The sequence below is a fragment of the Priestia sp. SIMBA_032 genome (assembly GCF_046535215.1).
GTDB classification, from domain to species: Bacteria; Bacillota; Bacilli; order Bacillales; family Bacillaceae_H; genus Priestia; species Priestia aryabhattai.
In genome coordinates, this window is record NZ_JAWRXD010000012.1 from 22,418 (window position 1) to 39,745 (window position 17,328).

Genomic DNA, 17,328 nt, shown 5'->3' on the forward strand with positions numbered 1-17,328 from the left:
TAAATACTGGAGTTTTTTCATGTCTCAATAGCCACAAATCTTATAGTGTTTCATCCAAATCTAGAGGTCTCAGCTTCGCTTCAATTTCTTTGCGCTTCGGCTCTAAAAATGGTGGCAGAGCTAATGTTTGACCCATCGTTTCAAGCGGTTCATCGGTCGCAAATCCAGGTGTGTCCGTTGATAATTCAAATAAAATGCCGTTTGGTTCTCTGAAGTATAGTGCTTTGAAATAGTATCTCTCTACTTTACCGGAATTCGGCAGACTATTTTCATTTAACCGGCTTGCCCACTTATTGTATTCTTCTTCATTTGGAACACGGAATGCAACGTGATGAACGCCGCCGCGCCCTAAGCGAACTTTCGGCAAATCGGGTCTCGTTTCAATATGAACTTCGGCTCCGCTTCCGCCTTCACCCGTTGCATAAACTAAAATATCGCTATGATCTCCTGCAAGAGATGGATAAGAACCTACGTAGCGAAATCCCATAATGCTTGTCAGTACATCGACTGTTGGCTCCGCCGTACCTACCGTTAGCGTGACCGGTCCTAAGCCGATAATTGCATGTTCTAACGGAATGTCTTCACGCTTCCATGGCACGCCTGCTCTTACCCCTTTTTCACCGTTGTCCGCAACAAGAAGCAAACGTGTACCTTCATAATCTTTAAATGCTAACGTATCACGATTAGCTCGTTTAGCTATTTCTTCATATTCCACTCCGTACTGCTCAAAGCGCTCTTTCCAAAAGTGTAAAGAATCCGTACTTTTAACGCGAAGCGACACAGTCGAAATGTCAGATGCACCTTGATGCGTTCTTGCAAGCCCCGGAATATCAAAAAACGTTACTTCCGTTCCTGGCGTCCCTTCTCCATCTGCATAAAACAAGTGGTAAGACTGAGTGTTATCTTGATTCACCGTTTTTTTTACTAATCGCATGCCTAAAACTTTAGTGAAAAACTGATAGTTTTTTTCAGCTTTCCCCGTCAAAATAGATACATGATGCAACCCTAACAATTCCATCTGCTCCGCCTCTTTTCATAATATATAAATTTTTTAACTTCCGCTGAAATTATCTTTAATCTAATTATCTTTAATTAAAGATAATTTTAAAGGATATACAGCCTGTTTGTCAATAACAAGAAAATAGTTGTGAATATAACAAAAAAGAAACTAAACACATCGTTAGTTTCTTTTTATTTTTCCTTAACGAATTTATTATCTTTTCAAACGGACTTTACTTTTTAAGTACATGCTGCACATTTTGTTTCATCAGCTCGGCAATTTTTTGTTCATTCTCACGAGATGCCTGTTCTAGCTTTTCGATGACTAGCTGCTGTCTCTCTACCGAATGATTTTGACTTAGCTTTTGCTTGCCTTCCATTTTAGTGATATCGATTTTAAATCCAACGATTCCTTTGCTTAAACCATTCATATAAGCAGGATCAACGTTATTTAGTGTATATGTACTACTCGGCCTTTCATATTTCGCTACCATCTTACTCAGCAGCTCAAGCAGTTCTGCTGGTTCTTCAATCATTTTCATGGTTCCATACACGTGAACAGCTTCGTAATTCCATGTCGGTACAGCTTGATTCGTTTCATACCAAGACGGTGAAATATAACAGTGAGGCCCTTGAAACACAACTAGAATTTCTTGATCTTCAGCATCTTTCCACTGCTGATTCGGACGAGCAAAATGTCCGTATAAAGCTTTTTCTTTCCGGCTTAACATTAGAGGCAAATGAGTAGCATAAGGCTTTTCATTATGATATGAAAACAAAATGGCGAATCCATTGTCTTCAATAAAATCATACATGATTTGTTCATCATTCACTTTAAAATACTTTGGAATATACATCGGCGCTTCTCCTTTATCGCTTATTTAGTAAAGAATATAATAATACAGGTGTTTGCAACAGCGTCAGTTATGAACTTTTTATGGAGGTCAGCAAACATTTTCCCTTTTATAAATTGGTTTTTTATGAAGCTTATGCTATATTGCTGTGATGTAAACTGCTGATTTTTTATATGTATTTATTTAGCACATGATGCAATTAAATATTTGTTGGTTAAATACAGAGCTTGAACCTAAAAAAAAGAAGAGCTTGTTAGCAGCTCCTTTCTCACGTTTATCTATACAATTGAGGATTTTTTTCTCGTTTGATAGGTCCGCCTTTGGCTATATGCCACTCAATGACGCAATCTGTCAAGCGATCGTATACGTCGTCTTCTAAATACGGATCTTCTGCCGAAGTGAGCAAGGTGTGAACATCGGCTTTTATTTCGGCTAACATAGATGCGCTGAATACGTCCGGGTCATTTAATACGTCTAATATATAAAAAACCAGCATCTCAAATCCGACGTCCCAATTGGCATTTCCGTTGCCTTGAGCTTCACAGCGAAGCTTTTCAATGGCTCGGATGACCTCTCCTTCTACAATATCCGACTGCCCATTTCTTGGGACATAGTTTAACCATAGTTCTTTTGCTTCGTCAAAATATTTCATTCTCTACTCCTTTCTTCAGAAATTTATTCCTTTTTGTTTCTTTGATTCATCGTCGTTCCAAAAACAACGCCCAATGAGGTTCCAATCGCAATACCAAACCCCATATTATCCTTCAACATTCCAAGAGAAGCCCCCATCGCAACGCCCAGACCTAATCCCATTCCTAGATAATTTGCCTTTTTCTTTTCTTCAGACAAACAGCCACTCCTTTTTCTACTATTTTATTGATACCTTTTATACGTAAAAACCTCGCTAAAATTTTCATAAAAATGGAAAAAGCAGTCGCTGTAACTGCTTTTTAAATGATGAGCTGATAAACGGCCTCTCCGAGCAGCAAAATCGACGTAAGCATGCAGATTACACCGAATACATACATCGTTTTGCGTGCAGAAAAATACAAACAACTCAACAGGGAAAGGTATCCAAACCTTAAGAAAAGGGCATTTTAAAAGCAACGAAATTTTGCTTACTTAAAAAGGATGGATTACATTGACACCAAACCAACAGGAATATCTAAAAAAAATACATAGCATACAAGAAAATCTAGCCAAAACGTGGGCTGAATATTGGCAGCAATACTCCACTCCAGGCTCTTGGCAGTTTTGGGTGACCTTGAGTGCTTTTATTTTGCCTTTAGTCATTCTCTTCTTTTTAATTGATCGAAAAAAAGCGTTTCATTTAGGGTTTTATGGATTTAACGTGCACGTTTGGTTTCACTATAGTGATACAGCCGGAGTTTATAACGGGCTGTGGACGTATCCTTACCAAATCAACACAATCATACCCGTAAGCTTTAGCCTAGATGCTTCGCTTATTCCTGTCTCTTTTATGCTGCTTTACCAATGGACAATTAACCATCATAAAAATTACTATTTATACGCAACGATTCTTTGCTTATTTTTTGCTTTTATTTTCAAACCGTTATTAACAGGGATTGGCTTTTTCCAGCTGCATGAATGGGCTACTTACGGTCATTTATTTGTATTTTATCTCGGTGTGATAGTGCTATCAAAATGGATTACCAACCTTTTTCTTTATTTTGAAAAACAGAATTGAATATGTTGCGTGCATGTAAAAAAACGTAAGCCTCTTTAAAAAGACCTTACGTTTTTTGTAGTGGCTTTATTTGCTCGCTGTCTGCTTCCTCAAAAGATAACACGCTTTTTTCATCTCACAGTATCTCTTTTGCAGACAGCCCATTTTGATTGTGTGAATTTAGAACATGCTGCATCTAGCAATAATAAAACTTCTATTACTGGAGAGAATCGAGATTTTCCTAAGCCCTACTTAAATTAGCGTTGTATAAGTCCATTAAACTGCTTAAATCATCTAACAGCGGGCAGTGGCCTACACCTTTCATAATTTTTAACGTTGCATTTTCTCCTATGCCTTTCGCGATGTCAGATGCATCTCTTGTCGAAACCATCTTATCTTCATCTCCTTGAATAACCATAGTAGGAATCGTGATTTTTTCCACCTCTCCTGTCCCTTGAACAACACCATTAAAGTCGTTTGAAATATTAAATCTCATGAGTGCGTAATTGATATCAATTAAGTTGCGCTGCTTGATCGTTCCTTCTAAATACTTTTCAAATTGATCAGCAGACGGCTTATTTTTTGTATATAAAAATTGACGCAGCATCATTTTTAAAAACCATGTGTTTTTTGTTTCTTTCGCGTTTTCTACCATTCTAAATGCTTCTTTTACTTCTTCTTTGGTTTGTATAAAGTTGTTAGGAATAGGCAGTTCTAGGAACGTTCTTCTTGGAATGGGATAGCCTTTGATGTTGACGGAGCTTAATAGAATTAATTTTTTCGCATCATTCGGATGATCAATCACATATTGCATAGCAACTGCTCCTCCTAATGACCACCCGCTTATTGTAAAAGCAGACAACTTTAGAGCATCCGCAAACAGTTTGACATCATCTGATAAGTCTTTGATTGTGTGGATAGGTGTATGATAAGTGGAGTCTCCAAACCCTCTTAAATCGATCGCATAAGCTGTGATATGTTCTGGAAGTTCGTTCATTAACACATCCCAGTTAAGGGAAGAATTCATGTTTCCGTGAATTAACAAAAGTACCTCTTTTCCGCCTTTTTTCATTCGGTAATTTACTGTTTCTCCATTTGATAATTCTACTTTTGCTTGTTCTAAAGCACATACGGTCATCGCTATTTTCCTCTTTTCTTATATAATTAGAACGATCGCTAGCATTTATTTTTCAATACCCTATTTATCAAGATTTAAGCAGTTAGAAAGAAGTTGTGCAAAAGCCAAAACAATTCTATGTCATTCTATTTGCTAAAAAAAGCAGCCAAATACGCGATTCGGCTGCCTTTTTATAATGAAGAAATATACGAATGAGCAACAAGGCCATTACTTTTTCGGTGCGTCCAGGGCTTGATAGGCAAGCTGATATTTCCCGCCTTCAGCCACTTCTGCATGGTAGAGAGCTTTAAGAGCAAAGTTTTTTTCAAGGCTGTGCTCTTTCATCAGTCCATTCAGCTTACCTTGCAGTTCCTGGTTGTCTTTAATGAGCTGCTTCATCTGTGATTTTAGATATTTCATGGTGTTTTCCGCTCCTTTCACTTGATGAATATCTATCAAGTATATCACTTAAGGATAGGATAATGGTAAAACGACTTACGATTGACGAATTAAATTTGTACCGCTCTGTTCTTTAATCGTCCTACAAGCGGAACGACGATGATACCTGCTATCACAACTTGCATCACATTGCCCGGTATAGAGCCAAGCGGAAGGATCCAGTTACCGTAAAGAATCACTTCGGCAAAATAGTAGCCTACGATTTTTACAATCAGCGCAGCAACAACTGCCAGTGTGTTCACAAGTGCTCTTTTACCCGGTGCTTTTTCAGAGATAAGACCTGCTAAAAAGCCCATTGCTCCTACGATAATAAATGTAAACGGCGCCCATGCTGTCCAGCCGGAGATGAGGTCGAATAAACCCATTCCGAAAGCCCCTGCTATCGCTCCTGTTTTTTTGCCGTAAAGAAAGGCCGCTATAAAAAGAGGAACGTTGCCTAAATGGATGAGGCCTCCGTTACCCATGATGGGAAGCTTGATGTTGATAAACATGGTAGCTACAAACGTCAGTGCGATAAAAAGCGCATGCATGGATAAAGCTTTAATTTTTGTGGATTCTCTTGGTGAGTATGTTGAATTCATCTGTTGACCTCTTTCTTTTTTTACTACTATCATACTCCTAATTGGACACTTAATAAATATATAAAACTATTTATTTATTAAGATATATCATTCTAGCAGCACACAGGGATTCTTTAACTTCAAAAATTGCCCTATCCATTCTTAAAAAAATAAAGCTACCTCTGCTTCTTTTAGCAGACTGCGGCGCCTAATTTTTGTTATGGTAAAGAGTCTGTTCGGACATAATATGAGCAAATCGTTCTTTTTCAAGAGTTGACGAAGGCTGATAAATATGAGAAGTTATATGTTTGTAGAAATGAATGGAATAACCTAGAATTCCAGCGGAACCTGTTACTATAATTGTACTGATATTGACAAAGTTCGTTCAGATTGTGGCAGTCATGATTTTTACATACAGCAAGCAAGTTATAGGAGGAGCAAGAATGGATAATAACGATATTTTAATTAGATTACGATATGCCTTAGATTTAAAAAATACAGAAATGGTAGAGATCTTTAATCTTGGCGGAGAAGATGTAACAAAAGAAGACGTATTAAAAATTCTTACGAGAACACCGGATGCAGAGGACGAGGATGCAGTTCATGCGGACGATCATGTACCGTGCACGAACAGTATGTTAGATTCTTTTTTAAACGGTTTTATTACCTTTAAAAGAGGAAAACAAGACCCTAAACCAGGGCAAGCACCGCCAGCGCCAGTTCAAAGCAATCAAAATATGTATAACGTCTTATTAAAGAAAGTGAAAATTGCTTTGTCCCTAACAAGTGAAGAGATGTTAGAAGTATTTGATGACGGTGGCATACGTGTATCTAAAGCAGAATTAGGTGCTTTATTACGAAAAAAAGGCCACAAAAATTACAAACCGTGCAAAGAGAATTTTGCTCGAAAATTCCTAAGAGGCTTAACCGTACAATATAGAGGATAAAATGATACACACTTTTTCAAATCAGAGTATCCATTATGAAATACGATATAAAAACCGAAGTTCTTTTGCAATTAAAGTAGACGGATATGGAACGGTCGAAGTCCTTGCTCCTAAAGGAACGTCTACTGAACAAGTACGTATGTTATTAGAGAACAACTGGGCATTGATTCAGCAAAAAATAAATGAAATGAAAGATAGAACCCATGGATCAAAGAAAAAAGTCTATGAACATGGAGAAAGCTTTTTGTATGTAGGAAAAAACTATCCGATACAGATTCATCACGATTCGACCATTACAAAGGATTCTGTAGTGTTTGAAGCGGACACGCTTCAGATTTATGTCAATCAGCACGACGATGAAGCGATAAAACAAGCGCTCAAACGCTTTTACTATCAGCAATGTAAAGCGCTAGTAACCAAGAGTATCTCCTCTTATCAAAAACATTTTAAAACAAAGCCGCGATCCATCTCGATTTCAGATAGCAAAAAAGCGTGGGGCACGTGTGATTCTAAGCGTCAGCTAACCTTTAACTGGCGGCTGGCAATGGCACCGCAGCACGTCATTGATTACGTAGTTGTTCATGAAATGTGCCACATGGTTCACATGAATCATGATCGGTCCTTTTGGCGTCTTGTCGGAAAAATCATGCCCGACTATCGTGAACAAGAGCACTGGCTGGAAATGTCGAGCTGGGAAATGACGGTGTAGTACCGCTAAATAAAAAAGAGCAGACGCCCAGGGGCATACTGCTCTTTTTTATCTTTAACTATAGCGATATTTTCTTAAATCTTTTAAAATAGAAATTTCTTTTAACAATTCTTCTCCGACGTTTGTTTCTAAAACCATTTTTCTTTCTAGTTCTTTGTCAACCAATCGCTTCACCGATAAGACGTCCGTTCCTTCTAATAAAATCTCTTCTTTTGAATTAAAGTGTTTGTGAGCGACTAGCTGCATACCGTAAGAATTATATAACAACGTGTATCCAGCAATCCCTGTTGTGGATTGATACGCTTTTGAAAAACCGCCGTCAATAACAATCATCTTTCCATTTGCTTTGACCGGGTTTTCTCCTTCAATTTCTTTGACTGGCGTATGACCATTAATAATATGACCGTGATCAGGATTCAGATTAAATTCCGCGAGGATGTTTTGGCAGACTTCCTCATTTTCCCGTAAATAGTAGTATGGATTCTTCTTCTCTTTATGCGTTGCTTTATCACTGATAAAATATCGTTCAAACGTCGTCATTGCGCGTTTTCCGAAAAGCGATGAGTACTCCCCGGTCCATAGGTACCAGACCATATCTGTGGCCAAATCATCCGTTTCTTCAGGATGTGCAAAAGCCTCTTGTAAATAATGTTCAAACACATCAAGCAAGTTACGGCCTGCATACGTTTTATCTTCTATCGTCATTTTTTCCATGTTTCCTTCTTCATCTAAAGGAATGCAGCCGTGTATTAATAAGTTTCCGTTGTATTTCAAATAAAGGCTGCCTTTTTTCATAAGAAACTTCATATGTCTCGCCAGCTTTTCCGAATGCTGTACGGAAAGCAGCAATCTTTCCATTACCTGCTCTTCTTCTTCTAATAGCTGATCAGGCTGCGCCGGATCCACCGTTGCAAAGCAGCTGTTTTCTAGCGGATACGTGTTTCCATATATCGTAATTTCATTTTTATCATAATCAATTTTTTCAAGCAGCAGCCTTTCCGACATATTAAAGAAAGGACGTCTTTTTATAATCGGACTTTCAAGCTTGAACTGAATCATCGCAATAGCCTGATGAATTTTCGTAATTTGTAGTCGTTCATGATCCGATAGTTTGTCACTTGAGCTTACTTTTGGTCTAAAAGCAGGATTATCATCATAGTATTTCTCCGCCAAGTTAAGCAGCGGTCTCAGGTTAATGCCATATACATCTTCAATAATATCTAGATTGTCGTATCTCGCGCATATACGAATAATATTGGCAAGACACACTTTCGAACCCGCAAAAGCGCCTAGCCATAGTACATCGTGATTTCCCCACTGAATATCCACGGAGTGATAGTTAATCAGCGTATCCATAATTTTATCCGGTTCAGGTCCACGATCATAAATATCTCCTACTACGTGCAGATGGTCCACAACCAATCTTTGCGTCGTATAAGCAAGCCCTATAATAAGCTTATCGGCTTGCCCAAGAGAAATAATCTGCTGAACAATTTTTGTATAGTACTGTTCTTTATTTGTAAATTCATCCGTTTTGTACAGCAGTTCTTCAATGATGTACACAAATTGCTCCGGCAATGCTTTACGCAGTTTAGAGCGCGTATATTTAGAAGAAGCGTATGAAATGAGATTCAGCATACGATCAATGATTTCTGTATACCATTCATACAGTTCTTTTTTGTTTCGAAACTGCGCTTTAATCAACGGCAATTTTTCTTCAGGATAATACACTAATGTCGCAAATTCATTGATTTCTTGGTCAGATAATACATTTTTAAAAAGATCTTTGATTTTCTCTTTTACATTTCCTGAACCATTTCGCAGCACGTGCTGAAAAGCTTGGTACTCGCCGTGTAAATCGCTGACAAAATGTTCGGTCCCCTTTGGAAGATGAAGAATAGCTTCAAGGTTAATAATCTCGGTTACCACTTTTTCTTCCGTATCATACTTTTGTGCAAGTAAATCTAGATATTTTGTGTTCAAAACTATGTATCCCCTTTCAACGTTCACCATTTAGTATAACCACCGTTATAATCCTGTAAGATAAATTGTGATTATAATGTTACGCACCTCTTATTTAACTCTTTTCTCTCCATGCCTCACCTCTCTATTTTAACCTATTTTACGTATGGGTAAAATGATATAAAGTCTATTTGTCTATAAAGATTAACCGCTCTTGTCCGCTTGAAGAGGACAGCTAGTCCATAGCATAAAAAAACCTGCTGATCTTAGTCAGCAGGTTCGATACATATGAAAGAAGCGCACATAATTAAGAAAGTTTACTCCGACCTCTACACAATAACAGATTTTTTCTTCCCACGCTGTGAGAAAACGCACAGCGCCAAACCCTTGCTGATGGTACGATAAAGATGACCTTTCTGAGACAGGAAAAGTCATCCTTTGTATTATATAAGAATCATCATTCTGTTGAATCTCTGTTCTTCTACGTTCAGAGATTTTTTCTGTTGAATTTGTTAGATAAAGCACGAGAGGAAAGTTCATACAAATACATATGGTACACGAAGGAAGAAGTTATATGTGGCTTTTTTCAGTAACAATTGCTTCTATTATAATATGGAGCGCTGTTGTCAAATCTTCAAAGAAGAAACACAAAGGAAAAATCATGACGTTAATGTCTGCAAGTACCCTATCCGGCTTCATTCTGAACGTTTCACTTTTTCAAAGTATCCGGTTTTTAAAAACCTCGGCTAAGTAAATTAGCTATCCAACAGGCGGCTTCTCGCAAGTGGATGGTACGATACAAAAAAAGCAGCGGATGCAAGAATCACGCTGCTTTTTCTTATCTCTACACGCCTAAATAAAAGAGGATATGGCAGAGTGTTCGTAAAAATGTATTGATTGGTGTACTTAGTGGATATTATTCTTTCGGAAATTACCACCTTTAACTTCGGCTACGTCATATACCGTAACAAAAGCCGTTGGATCAATTTCATTGATAATTTCTTTCATTTTGCTTTCTTCCAAGCGATTGATTACACATGTGATTTCCTTGAATTTCTCATGGGAGTATCCGCCGTAAGCTTCTTTATATGTAGCACTTCGACCTAAACGATCACGTATTGTCTCTACCATTAACGCAGGCTGAGAGGTGATAATTTGGAAGGTTTTCGATCCGCTTAGACCTACCTCTACGATGTGAATAACTTTGGATGCAATAAAGTATGCAATTGCAGAAAGAATCGCACCTTGCAGACCAAATACCAATGAAACAAAAATAAATACAAACGCATTTAAGAACAAAATAAGATCACTTGTTCCAAACGGCAATTTTCGAGAAAGCAGTACAGCTAGCATATCGATGCCATCTAGCGCGCCGCCATTACGCAATGCAATTCCCATTCCAAAGCCAAGGATAATACCGCCGACAACGGTTACGAGTAGTGTATCTCCTTCAATAATCGCTGGGGTGTGATGCATGAGGCTTGTACCGACAGCTAGTGAGACGATTCCGAGGATGGAAAATATAGCAAAACTTTTTCCGATTTGTTGATACCCTAACCATACAAAAGGAATGTTAATAACGGCAATTAGAACTCCTAGTGGTAAGCCAAATAGGTTTGAAGCAACGATACTAATGCCTGTTACTCCTCCATCTGAGACGTGGTTTGGAATTAAGACAGTTTCTAGACCGTAAGCTGCAATAATCCCTCCGATAATGACCATTAGTGCTCGGAAAGCAATTTTTAGGCGCTTAGGCCTGTGGTGTTTTTTAGTTGTGTTCATATAATTCCTCGCTTTTAAATGTTTTTTACTATTTAAGTGTACCACAAACATTCTCTTTATTTGAACTGAGGAGGCTTACGTATCGTTTTTTAGCTCATATAGTGCAAACATAGACAAAGGAGAACTTCTAGCTGTACAGACTCTACTCTTGCAATAAGTCTCTATTTCTGTTAAGTTTAAGAAGAATTATTTTTGTTCGGTAAAGATTGATAAGTTAAATAACTTTCGTCTGTAGATTTGGGCAAGGATAGTAACACAATGTGTGCGTGTCACACTAGGAGGCAACAATTATGGAACAAGGTAAAGTAAAATGGTTTAACGCAGAAAAAGGTTTTGGATTCATCGAACGCGAAAACGGAGACGATGTATTTGTACATTTCTCAGCAATTCAAAGCGAAGGCTTCAAATCTTTAGACGAAGGTCAAGAAGTTACATTTGAAGTAGAACAAGGTCAACGCGGCCCTCAAGCTACTAACGTTCAAAAAGCATAATCCATCATAAATATAAAAAGACAGACTCCATGGAGTCTGTCTTTTTCATTACTTTGAAAATGTAATAATAAAACCCTATCCGCTGAGGAATAGGGCTTATTAATACAAAAATAGTAATCGGTAATACAAATGGTAAACTCAGTATAGCATAGTATTGGCGTAATCCAAACTATAAATCAATATTTCTTCATGAATAATTATGATTCGTGTTTCATTAACTCTTCTTCAAAGAAAAATGTACTGGGATATTTATCAACTGTATAAGAATATCTTTTCATGTTTTTCACATAATGACTTTTTACAATGATCACTATTTCATTAGATGCTTTTATACTTACTGTTTCTCCATTAGCAAATAAGCTTATACTCATATCCTTCATCCTCTCTCATATCAAAAACAATTAAATTTTTAACTTTATTTATCGGGAAATATAATGTGCATCTTATATTTTACTTCATCAGCATTCTGATAGTCAGCAACCTTTTCCAACGGCTACTCCAGCGAAAGTTAGTTATTTTTGATACCTTACGTATACCTGCTCCTAAAGCCTATCGTTCTACAGCTATCAGGTATTCTTTTCTATTTATTTACGACACAGGATATAGGTAGCTCTTCTTTACTAGCTTTCTGTCTCCAATGTCTATACTTATGTTTAAAGTAACCTTTTTAAAATCATTTCTTTTTAAATTATTAAAATTCAACGTAAAAAGACCCCTATGTGGAGTCTTTTTTACTTTGGATTAATTATGCTACTTTATGAACGTTAGCAGCTTGTGCTCCGCGTTGACCTTGTTCAATGTCAAACGTTACTTTTTGACCTTCTTCTAACGATTTAAAGCCTTCACCTTGAATAGAGCTGAAATGTACGAATACATCGTCTCCGCCTTCAACTTCGATAAAGCCGAAGCCTTTGTCTGCATTAAACCATTTCACTGTACCTTGTTCCATAATATTGCCTCCTGGTGTGGAATACTCCACGATTGTATTACTACCCTTGTCCAACCATACTATCTTAAGATAAAAAATTCTATTGAAGAGATTTCTCTTCTCTCAATCCTATACCGAACAAAAATAATTAATTTAATCGTAACATACGGAACGGCAGATAGCAAATACAGGAAATGGATAAATCGTCCAACGATAAAAAGAGCCTTCTCTTTGTAGCTCTATACAAAGAGAAGGCTCTTTTGAGTATTCTTATTTTACGCAGCAGTTAATGTAGCAGCTGCTTATTATTTACTTTATTTTTCTGTTTGCTCTGTGTGCCACCATAATGAGTCTTTTGGATTTTCAACCGCTTCATTGTACTCAGACTTAGAAGCAACTGTAGGGTATGAACCTTTCAGTGATTTTCCTGCCGTGTTCGCGAACAGGAACAAGATTACGAAAAATCCGATGATGCTCACAATCGTTAAATAGAACGCTGGAGCCAAGTGATTGCCCGTTGCGTGAACTAACCATGTCGCAACTAATGGCGTCGTTCCACCAAAGATAGAAACTGAAACATTAAACGTAATCGCTAATGTTCGGTAGCGAATATCTGTGTAGAACATCGTTGGCAGCGTTCCAGGCATTGTTCCTTCATACGTAGCAAGTAAAGCACCTAGAATAAGAATACCGATTGAAATAAAAACTAAACCATTTAAGTTGATTAAATAGAACGAAAAGGCTGACAGTAAGCTCAATCCGCCTAAACCGATTAAGAAAACTTTTTTGTTTCCGATTTTGTCGCTCAGTTTTCCAAACATAAGAGCAAGCGGCACCATTAAAATCATAACTGCCGTAATTAATACCGTACCAACTGTGTTAGATAAACCAATAATTTCATTTAAATAAGAAGGCATGTACGATAATAGCATATAGTTTGTAATGTTAAAGAAAGCCACGGCTACGAAACAAACAAACACATCTTTTTTGTGATTTTTTAAAATAGAGAGGAAGCTTTCTTCTTCAACTTCGTCTTCGTTGGAAAGTTCATTTTCAAAAATAGGTGTTTCCCCTAAACTTCTTCGTAAATAAAAACCAATAAGTCCTAAAGGCAATCCTAATAAGAAAGGAATTCTCCAGCCCCATGAGGCCATCTGTTTATCCGAAAGAACAAAAAACAGTAAGCTAGCTAGCAGTGAAGCAAGAATATAACCAACAAGTGTACCGATTTCTAGTCCACTTCCAAGCACATTTCGCTTATTGTCTGGAGACGATTCTGCAATATACACCATCGCACCAGCATATTCACCACCAGTTGAAAAACCTTGGATGATTCGTGCAATTAATAAAAGGATGGGTGCCCATATACCGATTTGATCATATGTAGGTAACAACCCAATGAGTAATGTGGAAAAGGCCATTAAAATAATGGTGGTGGTTAAAACGACTTTCCTTCCTAACTTGTCCCCAATTTTACCGAATATAACACCGCCTAATGGACGCATTAAAAAGGCAATCGCAAATGTGGCAAATGTGAACACTAATTTGAGCTGATCATTTTCAACTGCGCTAAAAAAGTTTTGACTAATAATTACGGCTAAATATGAATACAAGCCAAAGTCAAACCATTCCATCGCGTTTCCTACTCCTGTAGCAAAGACGCTTTTTTTAGCTTTGTCAATATCTACGACGTTAATTTTTTTCTTATTAAACTTCATTTCATTACGTCACCTCCGCGGTATACGATTATACAAGACTGAGTAGTAAAGTCAAATTTGACTCACTGTATTTCACATGTAAATGTGTTGGAACACTTCTTATTTTTAAGTAAAAAACGAAAACTATTCATGTGATGTTAAATATTAAAAAAGGTTATGGCTAAAGGGTTTGAAGCCAAAAAAAGCTGAGGAAGGAACGCTAATAAATAAATGAATTAAAACCAAAATAAACTTTTTTTATTTCAACGTACAATTGGTTGCTATTAAAAAAACGATTTCCGCCTAAAATAAGGATCGCTTTCGATGGAATTACAGTCGCTGAAATAGCAACTTGTCGTTAAAAATAGCGCATCTGGTTCACAATGTGATTGGTATAAATTCCTACTCAGGTTATCTGACAATTATTTTTACAACCCATTAGATATAAGCTTTATTTTGTAATAGATACACTGTTTCTATTACAAAAATTATGTAGCCTTAAAAATAAATATAAAGCTCGTTTTAACAAGTGCAGCACTGGATGATTCAGTCCATAGAATAAAACTTTAAGATTTTGGCTGGGGTACGAGGGGATACAAATTCGACTCCTTTCTCCGTGTAATCATTCGTGGCTTCAAGTAAGTTTTCTACTGTAAAAGCAAGCTGGTTTACAGTGCTACTTTTGTCATATTCTTCAACTTGCGTAATATGCCAGCTCCACTCCCTGATGACGCTGTTTTTCCAGATAGAAAGATACTCTCTTTCTTCTTTTAGATACCCCATAAGACGAACTTTAAACCTAAATACATCCGTATAGTTTTGAACATAAAGATTCACACATATTACATTTTTTTACATTAGATAAACGTTTTATCTGCGATAGAATAAAAAATAGACCTCCGCTTAGACGGAGATCTATTTTTTACTTGCTTTATTTTTTAGCAAGGCTGCCATTTCGTTCTAAAACAGGGACTTCAATATCTACCGTGTTTGGATATTTAACTCCAAGCCCTGTATTTAAAGCCACAACCGTTTCGTTTTCTTTAATCCACCCTTCTTCTCGCAAACGGCGTGCAGCTAAAAATGTTGCAGCGCCTTCCGGACAAATGAACGAACCTTCAAGCTGTGCAACCTTTTCTTGTTCCTCCACAATCTTATCTTCGTCCACCGCAATCGCACATCCATTTGTATTGTATACGGCTTCTAAGACAAGAAAGTCTCCGATTGCTTTTGGTACATTAATCCCAAAGGCAATCGTTGAAGAATCCGCCCAAAATTCAGATTCTTGTTTTTGTTCATTCCACGCTTTTACAATAGGCGCACAGTTTTCAGCTTGTACCGCAACTAAACGAGGAAGATCACCTGTAATCCAGCCAAGCTCTTTTAATTCATTTAACGCTTTATAGATGCCGATTAAACCAACGCCTCCTCCTGTTGGATATAAAATCACATCAGGAAGATTCCAAGATAACTGTTCAGCAATTTCTAGACCCATTGTTTTTTTGCCTTCGATTCGGTACGGCTCTTTAAGCGTAGAAGCGTCATAAAGATCCCAGGCTTTAATAGCTTCACCGACAATTTTACCCGCATCGCTGATGAGTCCATCTACTAAGTAAAGGTCAGCTCCAGCGACAGCACACTCATTTCGTGTAATAACAGGCGCATCTTTTGGCATCACAACCGTTGCTTTTATGTCAGCGCGTGACGAATACAGCGACCAAGCAGCTCCAGCGTTCCCATTTGTAGGCATCGCTAACTGTTCAACGCCCAGTTCTTTTGCTTTTGACACCCCTACAGCGGCACCTCTAGCTTTAAATGATCCCGTTGGAATAATACCTTCATCTTTCATATATAAGTTTGGAATATTCATTTCTTTACCTAGCTTAGGCATTTTTATAAGCGGAGTCATCCCTTCGCCTAAGGAAATGACGTTTTCCGGATCTTCTACTGGAAGCAGCTCATGATATCTCCATAAATTTGGTTCTCTGCTTTGAACAGCTTCTGGAGTCAGGTTATCTTTCAATCTCTCTAAATCATACGCTACCAATAGCGGTGAGCCACATTCACATAATTGATGTTTTTCTTTTGGACTATATTCTTTTTTGCATTTAGAACAATATAAGTGAGAAACATAACTAAACGGCATCATACACACTCCTTTAAATTCTGTAAACATACTACCCTATATATAGGAATAATCATTTAAGAAGTAGTAACTGCTCTTCGAATTTCACCACAGAAACGTTTACTGCTATTCAAAACAAAATTTACTTAGCAAGACCTTTCTTCAACTATCCAGCTTTTATACATATGTTTAACTTTTTCAAAGTATCTTTTTTATAAGATATTGACATTTTAGTAAGGTACCTTTATTATTTTATTAAGGTACCTTATCTTTTTGAGAAGATAACATTTTTTGTCCAAATCAGGATAACGTTAATTAGCAAGGAGGTTTTTATCATGAATGAAAGAGATAGCGAATATTTACACGAACAAGATTTGATTGATCAATTTTTCAGGTTCCAGAGACAGCTAGCAAGATATCAGCGATACTACTTTATCAGCAGAAGAGATCCTGGAGCATTAGGTGATCAGCACCGAGGGCAAGGACGGATATTAAAATTACTAAAATTACAGCCTAAAACTACACAAAAAGAGCTGTCGTACTTACTGGACATGAGACCTCAGTCAATAGGTGAATTACTTAGTAAGTTAGAAAGAAAAGGTTACATTGTTCGTACACCATCCGAGAAAGATCGACGAGTACTCTCCGTTGAGTTAACAGAATCCGGACTAGAGGCTATCGAGGCTACGGAGGAACAAAACAATAGCTCAGGCATCTTTGATGTTCTTTCAGAAGAAGAGCAAGATACTCTTTCACATTTAATGCAGAAGTTAAATACTTACTTAGACGAAGAGATGTTAAAACAAGGTCATGATAAAGCCCAAGAATTTCGACATCCTAATGATCTGCGAGGATTTGGACCTCACCATAGATTCTTTGGTGGTGATCCAGAGCACGGACCAAGAGGTTTTGGGCGCGGACCTTGGGGAGACGCTTCTGAATCTAGAACACCGAGATTTAGAAATCGAAACCCCCGAGAAACTAATAGAGACAATAACGAGAAATGATTCA

The 17,328-nt window shown here is 37.5% G+C and carries 18 protein-coding genes; 5 read left to right on the forward strand and 13 right to left on the reverse strand.

The features are described 5' to 3' along the window. Positions 1-40: 40 nt before the first annotated feature. The 4 genes from SB717_RS24450 to SB717_RS24465 all read right to left on the reverse strand — a co-directional run bounded on the left by SB717_RS24450 (position 41) and on the right by SB717_RS24465 (position 2,702). Positions 41-1,018: a ring-cleaving dioxygenase gene (locus tag SB717_RS24450; RefSeq protein ID WP_410904995.1), complete on the reverse strand. Its 978-nt coding sequence runs from the start codon at positions 1,016-1,018 to the stop codon at positions 41-43. 214 nt (positions 1,019-1,232) lie between these two features. After that, a complete protein-coding gene (locus tag SB717_RS24455) occupies positions 1,233-1,856 on the reverse strand; it encodes an FMN-binding negative transcriptional regulator (RefSeq protein WP_029714172.1) in 624 nt (207 codons plus the stop codon). Positions 1,857-2,127: 271 nt separating this feature from the next. After that, on the reverse strand, positions 2,128-2,505 hold the full coding sequence (locus SB717_RS24460) for a hypothetical protein (protein WP_410904997.1): 378 nt from the start codon (positions 2,503-2,505) through the stop codon (positions 2,128-2,130). A 23-nt stretch (positions 2,506-2,528) separates the two neighbouring features. Further along, complete coding sequence (locus SB717_RS24465; RefSeq protein ID WP_176547870.1) at positions 2,529-2,702, reverse strand: glycine zipper domain-containing protein; 174 nt, start codon at positions 2,700-2,702, stop codon at positions 2,529-2,531. Between the two features lie 292 nt (positions 2,703-2,994). On the opposite strand from SB717_RS24465, the gene SB717_RS24470 reads away from it, so the two are divergent. Further along, on the forward strand, positions 2,995-3,561 hold the full coding sequence (locus SB717_RS24470; protein WP_255901863.1) for a CBO0543 family protein: 567 nt from the start codon (positions 2,995-2,997) through the stop codon (positions 3,559-3,561). Positions 3,562-3,781: 220 nt separating this feature from the next. Here the strand turns inward: SB717_RS24470 and phaZ are convergent, their stop codons facing one another. The 3 genes from phaZ to SB717_RS24485 all read right to left on the reverse strand — a co-directional run bounded on the left by phaZ (position 3,782) and on the right by SB717_RS24485 (position 5,697). Next, the gene (phaZ, locus tag SB717_RS24475; protein WP_029714169.1) at positions 3,782-4,678 is read right to left on the reverse strand and encodes an intracellular short-chain-length polyhydroxyalkanoate depolymerase; all 897 of its coding nucleotides are present in this window, start codon (positions 4,676-4,678) and stop codon (positions 3,782-3,784) included. Positions 4,679-4,885: 207 nt separating this feature from the next. Next, complete coding sequence (locus SB717_RS24480) at positions 4,886-5,077, reverse strand: hypothetical protein (RefSeq protein WP_013058089.1); 192 nt, start codon at positions 5,075-5,077, stop codon at positions 4,886-4,888. 89 nt (positions 5,078-5,166) lie between these two features. Then, positions 5,167-5,697, reverse strand: a complete 531-nt coding sequence (locus SB717_RS24485; RefSeq protein WP_013084107.1) for an ECF transporter S component — start codon at positions 5,695-5,697, stop codon at positions 5,167-5,169. Between the two features lie 422 nt (positions 5,698-6,119). On the opposite strand from SB717_RS24485, the gene SB717_RS24490 reads away from it, so the two are divergent. Further along, on the forward strand, positions 6,120-6,623 hold the full coding sequence (locus SB717_RS24490) for a YehS family protein (protein ID WP_074679734.1): 504 nt from the start codon (positions 6,120-6,122) through the stop codon (positions 6,621-6,623). Position 6,624: 1 nt separating this feature from the next. After that, complete coding sequence (locus SB717_RS24495) at positions 6,625-7,332, forward strand: M48 family metallopeptidase (protein ID WP_410905000.1); 708 nt, start codon at positions 6,625-6,627, stop codon at positions 7,330-7,332. A 54-nt stretch (positions 7,333-7,386) separates the two neighbouring features. Here the strand turns inward: SB717_RS24495 and fbp are convergent, their stop codons facing one another. Both fbp and SB717_RS24505 read right to left on the reverse strand, forming a co-directional pair. Continuing rightward, positions 7,387-9,315, reverse strand: a complete 1,929-nt coding sequence (fbp, locus tag SB717_RS24500; protein ID WP_029714165.1) for a fructose-1,6-bisphosphatase — start codon at positions 9,313-9,315, stop codon at positions 7,387-7,389. Between the two features lie 885 nt (positions 9,316-10,200). Continuing rightward, positions 10,201-11,076, reverse strand: a complete 876-nt coding sequence (locus SB717_RS24505) for a YitT family protein (protein WP_013058095.1) — start codon at positions 11,074-11,076, stop codon at positions 10,201-10,203. Positions 11,077-11,366: 290 nt separating this feature from the next. Between SB717_RS24505 and SB717_RS24510 the strand changes: the two genes are divergently transcribed. Then, complete coding sequence (locus SB717_RS24510; protein WP_029714163.1) at positions 11,367-11,567, forward strand: cold-shock protein; 201 nt, start codon at positions 11,367-11,369, stop codon at positions 11,565-11,567. Between the two features lie 745 nt (positions 11,568-12,312). Here the strand turns inward: SB717_RS24510 and SB717_RS24515 are convergent. From SB717_RS24515 to SB717_RS24530, 4 genes are all read right to left on the reverse strand, one after another. Beyond that, positions 12,313-12,516, reverse strand: a complete 204-nt coding sequence (locus SB717_RS24515; RefSeq protein ID WP_014459099.1) for a cold-shock protein — start codon at positions 12,514-12,516, stop codon at positions 12,313-12,315. A 293-nt stretch (positions 12,517-12,809) separates the two neighbouring features. Continuing rightward, a complete protein-coding gene (locus tag SB717_RS24520) occupies positions 12,810-14,213 on the reverse strand; it encodes an MFS transporter (RefSeq protein WP_029714161.1) in 1,404 nt (467 codons plus the stop codon). Positions 14,214-14,738: 525 nt separating this feature from the next. Next, complete coding sequence (locus tag SB717_RS24525; RefSeq protein WP_410905003.1) at positions 14,739-14,975, reverse strand: hypothetical protein; 237 nt, start codon at positions 14,973-14,975, stop codon at positions 14,739-14,741. A 148-nt stretch (positions 14,976-15,123) separates the two neighbouring features. After that, entirely contained in the window at positions 15,124-16,338 is a 1,215-nt protein-coding gene (locus tag SB717_RS24530; RefSeq protein WP_410905102.1) for a threonine synthase, read from the reverse strand. 314 nt (positions 16,339-16,652) lie between these two features. On the opposite strand from SB717_RS24530, the gene SB717_RS24535 reads away from it, so the two are divergent. Beyond that, on the forward strand, positions 16,653-17,324 hold the full coding sequence (locus SB717_RS24535) for a MarR family winged helix-turn-helix transcriptional regulator (protein WP_410905005.1): 672 nt from the start codon (positions 16,653-16,655) through the stop codon (positions 17,322-17,324). Positions 17,325-17,328 lie beyond the last annotated feature (4 nt).

Bases quoted from the DNA above. Each gene is read 5' to 3' on its own strand.
- SB717_RS24505 (WP_013058095.1), bottom strand. From the start codon at position 11,076: ATGAACACAACTAAAAAACACCACAGGCCTAAGCGCCTAAAAATTGCT.
- SB717_RS24480 (WP_013058089.1), bottom strand. From the start codon at position 5,077: ATGAAATATCTAAAATCACAGATGAAGCAGCTCATTAAAGACAACCAG.
- SB717_RS24485 (WP_013084107.1), bottom strand. From the start codon at position 5,697: ATGAATTCAACATACTCACCAAGAGAATCCACAAAAATTAAAGCTTTA.
- SB717_RS24515 (WP_014459099.1), bottom strand. From the start codon at position 12,516: ATGGAACAAGGTACAGTGAAATGGTTTAATGCAGACAAAGGCTTCGGC.
- SB717_RS24530 (WP_410905102.1), bottom strand. From the start codon at position 16,338: ATGCCGTTTAGTTATGTTTCTCACTTATATTGTTCTAAATGCAAAAAA.
- SB717_RS24535 (WP_410905005.1), top strand. From the start codon at position 16,653: ATGAATGAAAGAGATAGCGAATATTTACACGAACAAGATTTGATTGAT.
- phaZ (WP_029714169.1), bottom strand. From the start codon at position 4,678: ATGACCGTATGTGCTTTAGAACAAGCAAAAGTAGAATTATCAAATGGA.
- SB717_RS24520 (WP_029714161.1), bottom strand. From the start codon at position 14,213: ATGAAGTTTAATAAGAAAAAAATTAACGTCGTAGATATTGACAAAGCT.
- SB717_RS24460 (WP_410904997.1), bottom strand. From the start codon at position 2,505: ATGAAATATTTTGACGAAGCAAAAGAACTATGGTTAAACTATGTCCCA.
- SB717_RS24510 (WP_029714163.1), top strand. From the start codon at position 11,367: ATGGAACAAGGTAAAGTAAAATGGTTTAACGCAGAAAAAGGTTTTGGA.
- SB717_RS24450 (WP_410904995.1), bottom strand. From the start codon at position 1,018: ATGGAATTGTTAGGGTTGCATCATGTATCTATTTTGACGGGGAAAGCT.
- SB717_RS24525 (WP_410905003.1), bottom strand. From the start codon at position 14,975: ATGGGGTATCTAAAAGAAGAAAGAGAGTATCTTTCTATCTGGAAAAAC.
- SB717_RS24490 (WP_074679734.1), top strand. From the start codon at position 6,120: ATGGATAATAACGATATTTTAATTAGATTACGATATGCCTTAGATTTA.
- SB717_RS24495 (WP_410905000.1), top strand. From the start codon at position 6,625: ATGATACACACTTTTTCAAATCAGAGTATCCATTATGAAATACGATAT.
- SB717_RS24455 (WP_029714172.1), bottom strand. From the start codon at position 1,856: ATGTATATTCCAAAGTATTTTAAAGTGAATGATGAACAAATCATGTAT.